We start from the raw sequence: 13,876 nt of genomic DNA, 5'->3' as shown, positions 1-13,876 counted from the left end.
AACCCTTCTGGCCATTCTACGCAAACGTAGCCTCGGGCATGAGCGCAATGTTTTTGTTGTGTTGCTTGGCCGCACAAAACAGTGTAACTCGGTGCATTGTTCGCCCCTACCTATCTCGATCTAATCCGTGGTGAACCTTTTCTCACTGTAGAATTCATGAAGGGCTTTTTTAGCCACATTTGCACCCCTGCGACAATTTACTCAAGCAGCACTTCCCTTTTTGTGAATGAAACGTTACCATTTGGTTGTTTGACCAAACAATCAAGTGCCTTTAATAATGCATTATCAAGATAATCCCACAACGCGTAACCAGAGTGCTTCAAGTGCCACCCCGGAGACTGGCAGGGACATACAGTTCCAAGGAAACGGAGGTTTGGCTCTTAGTGCGACCCGGTTCGGTGATCCAAAGTCGCCGCAGGTGCTACTGCTACATGGCGGCGGACAGACTCGTCATGCATGGACGCACACGGCAACCGTCCTGGCAAAGGCCGGGTACTGCGCCACTATCATAGACGCCCGAGGTCATGGGCAAAGCCAGTGGTGTCCAAAAGGTGATTACAGCGCCACTGCCTTGGTGTCCGACCTCCGCGCTATCATTCAGTCGCTCCCCTCGTCGCCGTATATCGTCGGTGCATCAATGGGTGGCCTCACTGCCATGCTCGCGCTTGGAGAAGAGGCTTCTCTGAACTGCCGTGGCCTTGTACTGGTAGATGTGGCTCCCAAGCTGGAACGCAACGGCGTTCGCCGGATTATTGAATTCATGCGTCGCCACCGTGACGGATTTGACTCTCTGGAGCAGGTGCGGGACGCGGTCGCTGCCTATAACCCGGGGCGCAAAGCACCCGCGAATTCACAGGGTCTCCGCAAAAACCTGCGTGAGGATGTGAACGGTCGTCTCCACTGGCACTGGGATCCAGCGTTTCTTGATCATGCCGAGATCCCCGAAACAGATGAAAGCATGTTCGGCGGGGCCCGACTCAATCGTGCGGCGAGGCACCTCAGCATGCCGATATTACTGATCCGTGGTTACCACAGTGACGTACTCAGCGAAACAGGTGCTCAAGAGCTTTTGGCCCTGGTACCCCAAGCCCAGTACCGGGTGATTGAGCAAGCGGGTCATATGGTAGCCGGTGACCGCAATAGCATTTTTACGGGGGCTGTGATGGATTTCCTTCAATCGATTGATCCGCCCATTCAACAGATACGCTCCACTGAGCGGAGAGTTAAAACATGAAACACAGACATCTAGACGTTCTAATAATAGGTGCTGGCCTGTCCGGCGTGGGAGCAGCTTGCCATCTTAACCGCGACTGCCCTGATCTACGCTACGAAATTGTCGAGCGTCGTAAGCGAGTAGGCGGCACATGGGACCTATTTCGCTACCCCGGCATTCGTTCGGACTCAGATATGTTTACTCTCGGCTATAACTTTCGGCCTTGGACAGACACAAAAATGCTTGCCGACGGTCCCTCCATCCGCAAGTACATCGAAGAAACTGCCGAACAGCATCAGGTCGTTGACAAAATTCACTTCGGTCTCAAAGTTCTTTCCGAGGAGTGGAGTAGCGAGAGCAATCGCTGGACCGTCACCGCCCAGAACGAGGAAACCGGTGAAGAGGAAACCTTCACAGCCGGATTTGTGCTCAATTGCACTGGCTACTACAACTATGATGCTGGCCACACACCCAAAATACCCGGCATAACGCGCTTTGGGGGCGACGTCATTCATCCTCAGCACTGGCCTGAAAATTACGATTACAGTGGTAAACGGGTGGTCGTAATCGGTAGCGGAGCCACAGCTGTAACGCTGGTACCGGCAATGGCAGACAATGCCTCTCATGTGACCATGCTACAGCGTTCTCCCAGCTATGTTGCATCCGTTCCGGAGCAAGATCTAATCTCTAAAAACCTGCGTCGTGTATTACCAGAAATGGTCGTTTACCGTATGGCTCGCGCGCGCAACGTTTTACTTCAGAGAAGCGTATTCCAACTGTCAATCCGAAAGCCCAAGGCTATCCGCAGATTACTGTTAGCCGCTGCCCGTAAGCAGCTTGGGCCAGATTTCGACATGAAGCATTTCCAACCGCACTACAATCCTTGGGAAGAGCGGTTGTGCGCGGTGCCAAAGGGCGATCTCTTCCGGGTTCTTCGTGAAGGCAAAGCCTCGGTGGTAACAGATCATATAGCTAGCGTGACTAAAACTGGCATAAAGCTTAAATCCGGAGAACTTCTTCCCGCAGATATCATCGTCACAGCCACCGGTCTGGATTTGCAAATGTTCGGCGGCGCAAGCATTCGTGTGGACGGTAAGGAACCCAGTATTTCAGACACCATGATGTACAAAGGGTTAATGCTTGAAAACATCCCCAATATGGCATTCGTCTTTGGTTATACCAATGCCTCCTGGACCCTAAAAGCCGATATCGCTTCCGAGTTTGTTTGTCGCCTACTCAAGCATATGCAGAAGACCGGCGCTGACAAGGTGACACCCGTTGACGAAGAGGACTGTGGAACTGACGTCAACTTCCTCAACCTTCGGTCAGGATACATTCAGCGTGCCGATGATCGCCTACCACGCCAAGGAACCAAACAGCCTTGGCAAACACTGAACGATTACCTGCGCGACCTTCCCGCCCTTCGTTATGGGAAGCTTGATGATGGCTACCTGCATTTCGAAGGCAAAAATCTCCATAAACCTAAGCGCAAACTGGTTCAACAGCTACTCGGCAGCGCGCTAACCAAAGAGGCACAACGATGAAGTCATTTTCTGGAAAAGTTGCCGCCATTACAGGAGCGGGCTCCGGTATCGGCCAGGCCACAGCCATTGCACTGGCAAAAAAGGGATGCCATTTGGCTATCTCAGATATAAGCCAAGAAAGCCTCGAGAAAACCATCAAGATGCTTGCCCATTATCCGGTGAAAGTTAGCAGCCATGTCGTTGATGTCAGCGATCGCGAAGCGGTCTATAAATACGCGGACGACACCGTTACTGAGCACGGCAAGGTCAACATCATCATGAACAATGCGGGTGTTGGTCTTGGTGAAACCGTAGAAAACATGAGCTACGAGAACTTTGAATGGCTTATGAACATCAATTTTTGGGGCGTGGTATACGGCACCAAAGCATTCCTGCCGCACCTGAAGCGTGCTGATGAAGGGCACATCATCAATATCTCAAGCGTGTTCGGCATTATCGGCGTACCGACTCAATCTGCCTACAATGCCGCTAAATTTGCTGTACGCGGTTTTACAGAATCGCTGCGCGAAGAGCTTGATATAGAGGGCGGCCGCGTCAGCGCTACTTCAGTTCACCCTGGAGGGGTCAAAACCAATATCGCTCGCAACAGCCGCATGGGCGACATGGGTGACATGGGTATCGGTGACAAAGAAGATATTGCCGATATGTTTGAAAAAATCGCTATGACCACACCAGAAACCGCAGCAAAAACTATTCTAAAAGCTGTACGCAAGAACCGGCGGAGAGTATTGGTGGGCGGCGATGCCATCATGCTCGACACCACCCAGCGCCTGATGCCCACAGGCTATCAGCGGCTGCTCGAAGTTATGTTTAAAAAGCAGCAAGGCAAGAATAGCAAAACCGCCCGCAAGGGCATTGCTTAACATCCTTTAATTAACCATTACATTTAATACTGGAGGCGATATGCGCTCTTCAAACCCTGTCAAAAGCATAAAAAAACTCAGCGGAGCCCTCGTTGGCATTCCGCCTAGACATATTAATTTTAGTTTCCCAGAAAATATGCCGAAATACTTCTACGCAGGAAATGCAACTGCCACGACATTTTTCGCAATGCTTTCGGGATTTTTTCCGCCGGGCGAACGATACTTCATGGAATCGGTAAGACACTTTCGAAATGAAGTTAAAGACGAAACTCTGCGTGCAGAAATTTCAGGATTTATGGGTCAGGAAGCCATCCATGGTCGCGAACATGACCGACTCAACAACATCCTTTCTGAGTACGGCTTTGACATGCAGGCCCCGGACCGTTTCGTTAAAATTGGCCTAGCCATACTTGAAAAGTTACCCCCGAGCACGCGACTTGCGGCCACGACTTTTATGGAGCATTTCACTGCCCTTCTAGCCGAACAGCTCCTTAACGATGAACAATTCGTACAGCAAGCTGACCCTGAAATGATCAAGATATGGCAGTGGCATGCACTTGAAGAACTTGAGCACAAATCTGTTGCTTATGACGTTTACGAGCTGATCGGGAACAGCCGTATCGAAAGAGCCGCCGCAGCACTGGCGTCCGTAGTAGTATTGCTTCCGATGCTAGGAGTAACTTGGAGCTGGATGCTGGCAAAAGACGGCCAGCTAGGTAATTTAAAAGATAATATCAAAGGTCTTAACGTATTATTGGGTCGCAATGGTTTTGTATCACGCATACTATCAAGGCTTCCCGAATTCGTAGAACCGAATTTCCACCCCAATCAACACAATACCAAACAGCTGGAGAGCAATTGGCGAGATAAGCTATTTGCCGTAGGCGGAGCATTGCATGATCAATATAGCAATTCAGCTGCCTGATTATGTTAGCCCGTCACCTGCACGTAGGTAGGGTGGCAGCATAAAAGATTCACCACGAAACCCCGGGAAAGCGGCTTTTATCTTCATTAAGATATAGTCGCTATCCCGGGTATCACCACCATTTTATCTTGATAAAATGGTTCCAGTCGTTCATTTTTTTACGCCTTCTTTTCTTTGGGAAACCCGCAAGCGGACTACGTTGATCCTGCTTCAAACTATCCGGGTTGCGAAACAGTAACAGCGTGATTACTTTACTCGTATTCGCGTAGCCTTGTTACTACATGGTTTCTGGCTTGTCCCACCCTCCACGCGACCCAACACTACCCTGCCGAATTTGGCAATCACAAATCACATGGAACAGCTCATAAACCACAGAGGCACAGTGGGCAGAGCTCAGCATCCACTGCCACGCAGCCTTAATCAGGAATTTTGGAAAAGGGCATACCTATCTATGCACATGAATAACCTGTGCTCGCTCCAGACGTGCTTTTTCGATCGCTTTTAGAGTGTGCCAATATACGCTGTCAGGAGGTGATCTGTTTGAGTGGAAACCGCTGCGATGCGTGTAATCGAGATCAAGTTAGCGCTGAATTAAGCACTCAAAGACAGAAACGCGGGGTAAATACTGGGGAGAATACCTTTCTACCGGTTAACGAAAACTAACATGTGTCATATAGCGTAACAGCTGAGTTCTTATTCTGCTTGCTGCCTCTCATTTCATCCTAATACACGATGGTTTTAGCCCCAAAGCCTAGTAGCTAGCCTTGGGGCTAATTTCCGAAGAAAGCTTAACAAGCCGCCCCTTCAATATCGCTTAAGATAAACTGTGCCGCTCGCTCACCAATCATCATGCATGGTGCATTCGTATTACCACTGATCAATAATGGCATAATCGAAGCGTCCGCAACACGCAAACCCTTCACTCCGTTCACACGTAAACGAACATCCACCACCGCGCCATCATCACTGCCCATTCGACAAGTACCAACCGGATGGTAAATGGTTTCAGCACGCTGACGAATATCAGCATCAATATCCGCATCGCTTACAATGCTTGAGTTAGGCTCATCGTCCCCCCCAAAAGCCGGCTGAAACGATTTGCTGTGGAAGACCTTTCTCGCCAATTTCACCCCCTCACGGAGTACACTGACATCCTCAGGATCAGAGAGGTAATTCGGATCAATGATTGGTGCTGCTAATGGATCGCTATTGGCTAAACGAATCCACCCTCGACTTTTGGGTCTAAGCTGGCAAACATGGATAGTGCAACCGAAACCCGGGGTCAACTGGCGGCCATGATCACGAAGGAACGCCGGCAAAAAGTGAAACTGAGCATCGGGCCGATCCTCATCGCTGAGCAAACTAACAAAGGCCCCTGCTTCTGCAGCATTGCTGGCCAAAAATCCGCGCCGATGACGGAAATACTGGTAGAAAGCACGAATCAATCGGGGCAAAAAGAAAGGCGACATCCCAATAGACTGCCGACTTCGATCCTTTATTAAGACCGTCATATCCAGATGGTCCTGAAGATTAGCTCCAACCTCCGGCAAATGATGTAGGCAATTGATCCCGACTTCATTTAGGTGTTTTTTATCTCCAATACCCGACAACATAAGCAGCTGAGGAGTGTTGATCGCGCCACCGGACAGAACAACCTCTTTATGTGCTCCTATTTTCGTGACATTCCCATCACCATCACGTATTTCAACCCCAATCGCCCGGCCATCACCAAACAGCACTCTTCTTACCTGAATCTCAGTCATTATTGTCAGGTTTTTTCGGCCACGTGCTGGGTCCAAAAAGGCGCGCGCTGAACTCCAGCGCCGCCCATCCTTTTGTGTTACCTGAAAACGCCCAAAGCCTTTTTGATCTGGCCCGTTAAAATCATCATTACGGGGATAACCCAGCTCCTCGCCAGCGCGGATAAACATAGGGGTCAAGGGATTAATATCCTTCACCCGAGTTACATTTAGAGGCCCACCAACACCATGGAAGCTATCTTTGGGGTATTCTTCGTTGTTCTCGTGCGCGTTGAAAATAGGCTGCACATCCTTCCATGCCCAACCTGACGCGCCCTCCGCCGCCCAATCATCATAATCCTGCTGTTGTCCACGAATATAGACCATAGCATTAATTGAACTACTGCCACCCAGCGTTTTGCCACGGGGCCAATAGAGGCTTCTATTATTAAGATTCTTCTGTGGCGCTGTGTCATAACCCCAGTTTCGCTTGCCTTTTTTGATCAACCCAATAAGGCCAAAGGGAATATTTACGAAGCCACTATTGTCATGAGGGCCTGCTTCAATCAGGCACACGGAGTATTTCCCACTCTCGCTTAAACGGTTGGCAAGCACGCAGCCGGCCGAGCCCGCGCCCACAACGATGAAATCAAATGCCTCCATGTGCACTATCTCCTACTTGGCTAAAGCGCGTTATGTGATGTTCCCGGTCACCATGACTCAATGAACAATGAGTAATAAGGCGAAAGTAGTGCCCGATATTAAGCTCTTCAGTAACGCCAACACCACCATGTATCTGGATGCCTTGTTGGGCAATAATCACCGCCTGGCTCGCGTAGTAAGCCTTTGCTCCCGCAGTAGCTCGAACACGCTCGGAAATGCAGTCACTTTCCGCTTTTACCGATACCATCAGAAGCATCGATTCAAGCTGCTGTAGATCGATAAAAAGATCGACAAGATAATGCTGTATCACCTGGAAACTGCCAATGGCAGTGCCAAATTGCTTCCGTGTTTGAGCATATTCCAGCGTTGACTGAAATACCTGACGAGAAGCCCCATACATGCGTGCACAATCCAGCGCACAGAGATAATCGTACCAAGCAAGAACAGCCTGCTTAGCGTCCTCTCCACGACACAAAATCATTTCTTCACTGATTTCGACATCATCGAGGGTCAAACTGGCAGCACGACTTCCGTCCAACAGCCGATACCGCTCGACATCACAAGCCTCAATAGGCAATACGATAATCACCAGCTCATCACCAGACATCGCGGACAACAATACGGTATCTGCACAACCACCATCTGAGACGATATGCTTCTGGCCTGAAAGGCGTCCGCTATTAAGCCTTAATGAGGGCTTCAGTATATTGTAGCCGGCATGCCGATCGTAAAACCCACATGCCACTCGTGCATCACCGGCAATCACTTTCTCAAGCAATGACAGTGATGTTGATGTGCTTACGTGCTCCAGCAACTTTCCAGGGGAGACGATCAAATCGACATAAGGGTCAAGACAGAGAGCTGCCCCCATCTCCTGCACGATCGCTGACACATCCAATAACGTGCCGCCGTATCCGCCAACAGACTCCGCAAAAGGAAGACCGAACCAACCCAAATCTGTCATTGCCTGCCAACGGCCTTCGTCCAAATGGTTGCTCTCATCAAGCTGAGCAATATAGGTATCGAACGAGTAATTATCTTTTAGATAACGGCGCGCCGTATCGGCAATCATCGTGGTATTTTCAGGTAACTTGAAATCCATGCCTCACCTCACAATCCGAGCAGCATCTTTGCCAATACGTTTTTCTGAATCTCGTTAGATCCACCATAGATAGTGCAGGCACGCAGGAAGTTATAGCGGCGACTGGCTTGATTAAATACTTCGTCTCCAATCGGTTGCTTATTATCCCATGGCAGAGACATCAGCCCACCGATCTCAACCATCGCCTGAGAAACTCTTTGCTGTAATTCGGTGCCTTTAATTTTCAGCCCTGAAGACTCTGGCCCAAAGGGCTTACCCTCATCGGTCGCAGCTACGGTACGAAAATTGGTGTACTCCAATGCCATCAAGTCTATTTCCAGAGATGCCAAGCGCCGTTGAGCCTGCTGCCGCTCATTTTCAGTGGGCAGACTTTCCATGGCTGATTTGAGACGATTTATTTCATGATGAATATCAGCCACGCCAGCAATAGTCGTACGTTCGTGAGTAAGCAGGAACTTAGCGATGGTCCACCCCATCCCTTCCTTGCCCACAAGGTTTTCCACTGGAACCTTCACATCTGTGAAATACACTTCGTTAAGGTGGTGATGTCCATCGATCGAGTAAATCGGTCGCACCTCAAGCCCAGGCGTTTTCATGTCGATCAGTAGGAATGAGATGCCCTGTTGTTGCTTCACGGTGTTATCTGTACGCACTAGGCAGAACATCATGTCCGCCCAGTGTGCCTGAGTCGTCCAGATCTTCTGGCCATTTACCAAATAATGATCACCGTTAAGCGTGGCACGCGTTTTCAATGAGGCCAGATCCGAGCCAGCATTAGGTTCGGAATACCCTTGGCACCAGAGCGTTTCTCCACTTTGGATACCTGGCAACCAGCGTTCCTTCTGTTCTTCAGAGGCAAAGGTATAAAGCACCGGCCCAACCATGGCTACCCCAAAAGGACTCGTCGGTGGCGCACCGGCCAAAGCCCGCTCTAGGTCGAAAATATAGCGCTGAGTTGCGCTCCAGCCAGGGCCACCATATTGCTCTGGCCAAGTCGTTGTCAGCCAGCCTTTGCTTCCAAGCAAACGCTCCCAGCGCTGCTGCATGCTCTTATCCGGCATCGCCCCGCGGGCGGTACAGCTGCGAACATCTTCAGGGACGTTTTCAACCATCCATTGCCGGATGCTTTCACGAAATTTCTTTTCTTCTTCGTTGAAATCCAGATTCACGGAAGTCTCCAAGCTATTATCTGTTTCGTGATACGGGCGAAAAACTCAATTCAGTTAACCCGCATACTCTTATCTTCCCAGTAAGGGGATCGAAGTTCATTTTTTAATACTTTTCCTGCCCCACTGATGGGTAACGGCTCACTCCGAAACTCAATCGAACGAGGCACCTTATAGCCAGCTATTTTTTCTCTACAGTGATCAATGATATCTGTCTCACTGGCACTACTTCCTTCGCATAACACCACTATCGCATGAACAGATTCTCCCCATTTTTCGTCAGGGATTCCGATCACTGCGCATTCTTGTACTGCCGAATGACTATATATAGCGCCTTCGACCTCAACCGAGAAAATGTTCTCACCGCCACTAATAACCATATCTTTGGCGCGATCAACAATGAAAACGAAACCATCCTCATCCATGTAAGCAAGATCCCCTGTATGCAACCATCCGTTGCGCAGAGTTTCTTCCGTGGTGGACTCCATACCCCAGTAACCACGCATGACATTGCCACCACGCACACAGATTTCACCAACTGTGCCACGAGGTACTTCTTCATCGTTTTCATTTACAACCATTACCTCAACACCCAAGGCCGCACGCCCTGCGCTCCGTAACTTTTCGCCACCAGCAACATGAAACTCAGGAGCAAGCGTGGTAATGATTGGTGAAGCTTCAGTCTGGCCATAGCCCTGGGCGAACGAGGCTTTCGGCATTTGCTCCATCGCGCTTATCAACACCGCTTCTGGCATCGGTGAGGCTCCATAAAGCATTCGCCTTATGCTGCTTACATCGTAATTAGCAATACGCCCAGATGAGGCAAGAAGATTAACCATGGTTGGCACAAGCAAGGCGTCTGTGATTTTCTCGCGTTCTATGAACGCCAAAACTTCATCAACATCAAAACGAGGAACAATTCCATGGGTTCCTGCTGCAAGGGTTACAGCAAAAGTGCTGGCCATGTCAGCCAGATGGAACATTGGAGCAGCATGCATATAGACAGTGTCACGCCCATACCCCATTTCTGCGACGACATTCAGTGCGTTGAATACTAGGTTGTCGTGACTAAGCATTACCCCTTTCGAGCGCCCCGTAGTACCGCCGGTATAAAAAAGGCCAGCAAGGTCATCTCCGCCCGCGTCTACATCGCTCATTCGCTCGGATTGAACAATAAGCGATTCATAATCAATACAACCTTCCGGACACTCACCATCACCAATAAAAACCACATGCTTTATTGATTCAAACTGTGGTCGGAGTATCGGAAGCAACGCTGAAAAGGTGTCATCAATGAATAGAATTTTCGAACCTGAATCATTTAACGTAAATGCAATTTCCGGCGGTGCGAGACGAATATTGATAGGGTTTACCGCAGCTCCCGCCCAGGGAACCGCATAAAAATACTCCATATAGCGGTCACTGTTCAGCGATAGGATCGCAACCCTATCGCCCGACTCAACCCCCAGCCCTACCAGACCATTTGCAAGGCGTGCGATACGATCCTCAAACTTCTTCCAGGTTTGTCTCCGGCCAGCAAAAATAGTGGCCGTACCTTCTCCATTTAACTGAACAGCACGACGCAAGGTCTGTGTGATATACATGACTGGACGCTCCATTGAGGATTTTAAGAAAGTTTTATTGTAATAAATCAGATTGTTTCCAAGGCTCTCTTGTATATAAACCGACCCTGCGAAACTTTATTTTTTTCAATAAAGAGGTCCACGACAACGATAATGAAGCGTCTACCTTCTCTAATAATTCTTGGTTCGGCTCGCAATGTTCCGGCGAAGGCAGGCCTAAGATAATCAAAGGTCATGCTTGAGCATATCGACTTATCATTAATCCCATTATTCGATGTCAAATAGCTTCCAGCAACGATCTCTGCAAAGCTGGCCAAGATGCCGCCGTGGAAAGTTTTGATTAACGGATTACCGACATGTTTGTCGCGAAACGACATTTCGTAGGTTTTTACGCCATCATCATCACCTAACCATATGCCGAGAAATTTCGAGTATGGTGATTCATCAGGGAGTGCATGATGGGAAGGAGGAGCCTCATTTCTTATATCAGAGCCAGCTTCCCCCGACTGCTCTTTCGGCACATCTTTTTTATTATCTTTTTCTTTTGCAATTGGTTTATCAAACGAAGGGCCTAATGTTCCGATCGCAAAGCTGCCAGAAACTGATGCCAACACATCATCTCCAGAACGGCCGAATGCCTCTCCACGGACATAGGCGATGTCCCCTTCAATAGCAAAGCATACGACTTTGCAATAAATCGCCTCATTGATACCCGGCATAGTGATGAAATCGACACGTAGATCGATAGTGGCGATTGGCCGCATATCTCCGAGACGAATAAAAATCGCCAAGCCACAAGTCGTATCCATCAATGTAGCAATTGCACCACGGTGTAACACACCGTTGCTATCACACATATCAGGCACACAGGGCATGCCCATAACCACCCCGTCAGGGGCAACTTCTTCCATCTCGATTCCGAAAGCCCCAAACAAAGGGTGTGAGGCACCAAAAAAACCACTCGCGGCAAGAAGATCTTTAGATATTGAATTTACAGCCGTCATATTAGCAACTTTCGTTCTTCATAATGTCAACGCGGCGTCTATATACCGCAATTCTGCTTCTCTCACCTTGGCTATGGCTTCACGGATCATCTCAGTAGGAAACGTCTCACTTTCAGAACCCAAGCGAAGACAATCAGCCAATGCAGACCACGCGCTGGCAGAGTCGCGCATCAAATCAGACAGGCCCATTTTTTTGAGTGCGGGGATTACCTCCTCTGCCTCATCAATAAACTCTGCATACATAGTGCGGAAACCACCGCCGCCAGTACCGCGCTTCTCTATCACTTGATACGCAAAACGCAGCAACCAAGGCCATTTTTCAAAATCTTTCCAGCGATGAAGATCATTGATCCAAGTATTCAGTGCTTCAATGCCCTGGTTTTTATCACCATCTTTAAGCGTTTGCGCATTACGAATAATCGCACTCTTGACCTGCTCGGGAGAGATTTCAACTGAGATATCTTCCGGAGCGAACAGAGAGCCGTGATGAATAAAAGGTGGCGTCAAAGAAAAGCGCGCCAGTGCCAGCTTATCGCGCGGCACCTCAAGAAGCTCAGGCCGCTCGGTATCACTCACCAAAACCGTTTTCCCATCATCAGTCCGCTGCCAAGCAACAATTGCATGACCGGGGAAATGGGTACTACTTTTAAAATAAGGAAGGTGATATATATCGGTTAACAAGAGAGCAGGACGACCAGCATCAAGATATCCATCTAGCGCCTTCGCAGCGTCCTCTTTATCCTGCCAAGATTCCCAATGAAACGGCACTCCCAGTGTTGAGAACACCGCCTCTTCAAAACCCATTGAGCGAACATGAACAATAAAAGGCGTATCAGAATTTGGTATTTCCACATAGGTAATACCAAGCCCCGCACCCAGGCCAAAACAGAAAGCCTCAGTCAGGTTAAGCCCATGAAATTCGAGCAGATCCCTGATGGCTGAGCTACCACAATGACGTCCAGGCCTATGAGTGTGCTTATGGTATTCGGCGCCACTCATGCCAGCCTCCTCCGGCTTTCTTTTCGGCATTAGGCCACCACTTTTAGGGAAACAGGACCAACAGGGCCGTAAATTGTTTCCGATGCCTGCATCGGGTCGCCATGCTCCTCATACTCCGAAAGCCAAGCAGCAACCTTTTCTGGCATACCCGTATCCCAGGGGTGAAAGCCTGGACGGAACCAATCTAAAAATTCAGGCAACATCCCAGTAAGAATGCCTTTTCGGCCATATAATTTGTTAAGGCCTCGCAGAATCACACCCGGCTTTCGCGTAGCACCGTCGAGCCTGAGCATATTCCAGAATACTGGAGCTACAACAAGATGAACCATCAGAGTAGCAACAATTAGCGCCGACGCGCGGGTTAGGTAACCGCCACCAGCAGCACTCTGGTAAAGATCGTAAGCAACAGCCTTGTGCTCCACTTCTTCTACGCCATGCCACAGGAAAAGTGCCCGCATGACCGGGTCAGCATCCCGAAACATATCACTATCTTCACTAACCATTGCCTCACCAAGGGTTGCAGTGAAGTGCTCAAATGCCGCAGTCATCGCTAATTGGTACTTTTTAGGCAGGTACTTTTGTGTAGTGCGGATAAATGTTCGCAGATTCGCAGTTACCTTCTCCACGTCCACACCCTGACCAACCATCACATCATTGAAACGATCATGGACAATCCCGTGCTGACCTTCCTGACGAATAAAATGACGAATATCTTCACGCAGACGGCTATCTGTTACTTGATCCTGAAAGTTACGCACAGATTGGATAAAAAACCGTTCGCCTTCCGGGAAATGCACTGACAGCGCGTCAAAAAAGCGAGTAAGAACGGGATCGCCCGCATTCCAGTGCCGCGGAACAGAGGAAACATCAAATGCGACTTTGCGCGGCTGGATAGGTACAGAATTCATAATTCCTCCGAATGAGCAGTTACCATTGCATGGTTTAATGTAATTATCTTATTTGGCCAAACGACCAAATGTCAACACCCAAGCCCTTCTCCCTCTGACTGCTAGGGCTCTATCAGCGATCAAATCATCGGAGGGTGAGGCCTAAGTCGACGGGAGCAAGGAGCCTC

At 49.3% G+C, this 13,876-nt stretch carries 11 protein-coding genes; 4 read left to right on the top strand and 7 right to left on the bottom strand.

Features of this window, described 5'->3' with window-relative positions:
• Nucleotides 1-277: 277 nt before the first annotated feature.
• The 4 genes from AS19_RS00965 to AS19_RS00950 are packed head-to-tail and all read left to right on the top strand — an operon-like array spanning nucleotide 278 to nucleotide 4,545.
• Nucleotides 278-1,234 (top strand): alpha/beta fold hydrolase, encoded by a 957-nt coding sequence (locus tag AS19_RS00965; RefSeq protein ID WP_046961621.1) that lies wholly within the window; start codon nucleotides 278-280, stop codon nucleotides 1,232-1,234.
• A complete protein-coding gene (locus AS19_RS00960) occupies nucleotides 1,231-2,757 on the top strand; it encodes an NAD(P)/FAD-dependent oxidoreductase (RefSeq protein ID WP_011587487.1) in 1,527 nt (508 codons plus the stop codon). Before AS19_RS00965 ends, AS19_RS00960 begins: the two co-directional genes overlap by 4 nt.
• Nucleotides 2,754-3,620, top strand: coding sequence for an SDR family oxidoreductase (locus tag AS19_RS00955; protein WP_011587486.1), 867 nt, complete (start codon nucleotides 2,754-2,756; stop codon nucleotides 3,618-3,620). The genes AS19_RS00960 and AS19_RS00955 overlap by 4 nt, the downstream gene beginning before the upstream one ends.
• 40 nt (nucleotides 3,621-3,660) lie before the next feature.
• Nucleotides 3,661-4,545: a metal-dependent hydrolase gene (locus tag AS19_RS00950; RefSeq protein ID WP_011587485.1), complete on the top strand. Its 885-nt coding sequence runs from the start codon at nucleotides 3,661-3,663 to the stop codon at nucleotides 4,543-4,545.
• Nucleotides 4,546-5,333: 788 nt separating this feature from the next.
• On the opposite strand, the gene AS19_RS00945 is transcribed toward AS19_RS00950, so the two are convergent.
• From AS19_RS00945 to AS19_RS00915, 7 genes are read right to left on the bottom strand one after another with little or no spacing between them, the layout of a single operon-like run.
• Nucleotides 5,334-6,947, bottom strand: a complete 1,614-nt coding sequence (locus AS19_RS00945; protein WP_041704624.1) for a GMC family oxidoreductase — start codon at nucleotides 6,945-6,947, stop codon at nucleotides 5,334-5,336.
• Nucleotides 6,934-8,049, bottom strand: a complete 1,116-nt coding sequence (locus tag AS19_RS00940) for an acyl-CoA dehydrogenase family protein (protein WP_046961620.1) — start codon at nucleotides 8,047-8,049, stop codon at nucleotides 6,934-6,936. The genes AS19_RS00945 and AS19_RS00940 overlap by 14 nt, the downstream gene beginning before the upstream one ends.
• A gap of 8 nt (nucleotides 8,050-8,057) precedes the next feature.
• Nucleotides 8,058-9,218: an acyl-CoA dehydrogenase family protein gene (locus AS19_RS00935; protein WP_041704621.1), complete on the bottom strand. Its 1,161-nt coding sequence runs from the start codon at nucleotides 9,216-9,218 to the stop codon at nucleotides 8,058-8,060.
• A gap of 50 nt (nucleotides 9,219-9,268) precedes the next feature.
• Nucleotides 9,269-10,834 carry a long-chain-fatty-acid--CoA ligase gene (locus AS19_RS00930; protein WP_255352975.1) on the bottom strand — a complete coding sequence of 522 codons (1,566 nt, stop codon included), beginning with the start codon at nucleotides 10,832-10,834 and terminating at the stop codon, nucleotides 9,269-9,271.
• Between the two features lie 32 nt (nucleotides 10,835-10,866).
• Nucleotides 10,867-11,802: a PaaI family thioesterase gene (locus AS19_RS00925; RefSeq protein ID WP_046961619.1), complete on the bottom strand. Its 936-nt coding sequence runs from the start codon at nucleotides 11,800-11,802 to the stop codon at nucleotides 10,867-10,869.
• Between the two features lie 18 nt (nucleotides 11,803-11,820).
• Nucleotides 11,821-12,801 (bottom strand): BtrH N-terminal domain-containing protein, encoded by a 981-nt coding sequence (locus tag AS19_RS00920; RefSeq protein WP_011587479.1) that lies wholly within the window; start codon nucleotides 12,799-12,801, stop codon nucleotides 11,821-11,823.
• A gap of 29 nt (nucleotides 12,802-12,830) precedes the next feature.
• Nucleotides 12,831-13,709 (bottom strand): metal-dependent hydrolase, encoded by an 879-nt coding sequence (locus AS19_RS00915; protein ID WP_011587478.1) that lies wholly within the window; start codon nucleotides 13,707-13,709, stop codon nucleotides 12,831-12,833.
• Nucleotides 13,710-13,876: the final 167 nt, after the last annotated feature.

The organism is Alcanivorax sp. NBRC 101098 (genome assembly GCF_001010505.1).
In the GTDB taxonomy this organism is placed as follows: Bacteria; Pseudomonadota; Gammaproteobacteria; order Pseudomonadales; family Alcanivoracaceae; genus Alcanivorax; species Alcanivorax borkumensis.
The sequence above is the reverse complement of the archived record's forward strand: the minus strand, read 5'-3'. Positions and strand labels throughout refer to the sequence as shown.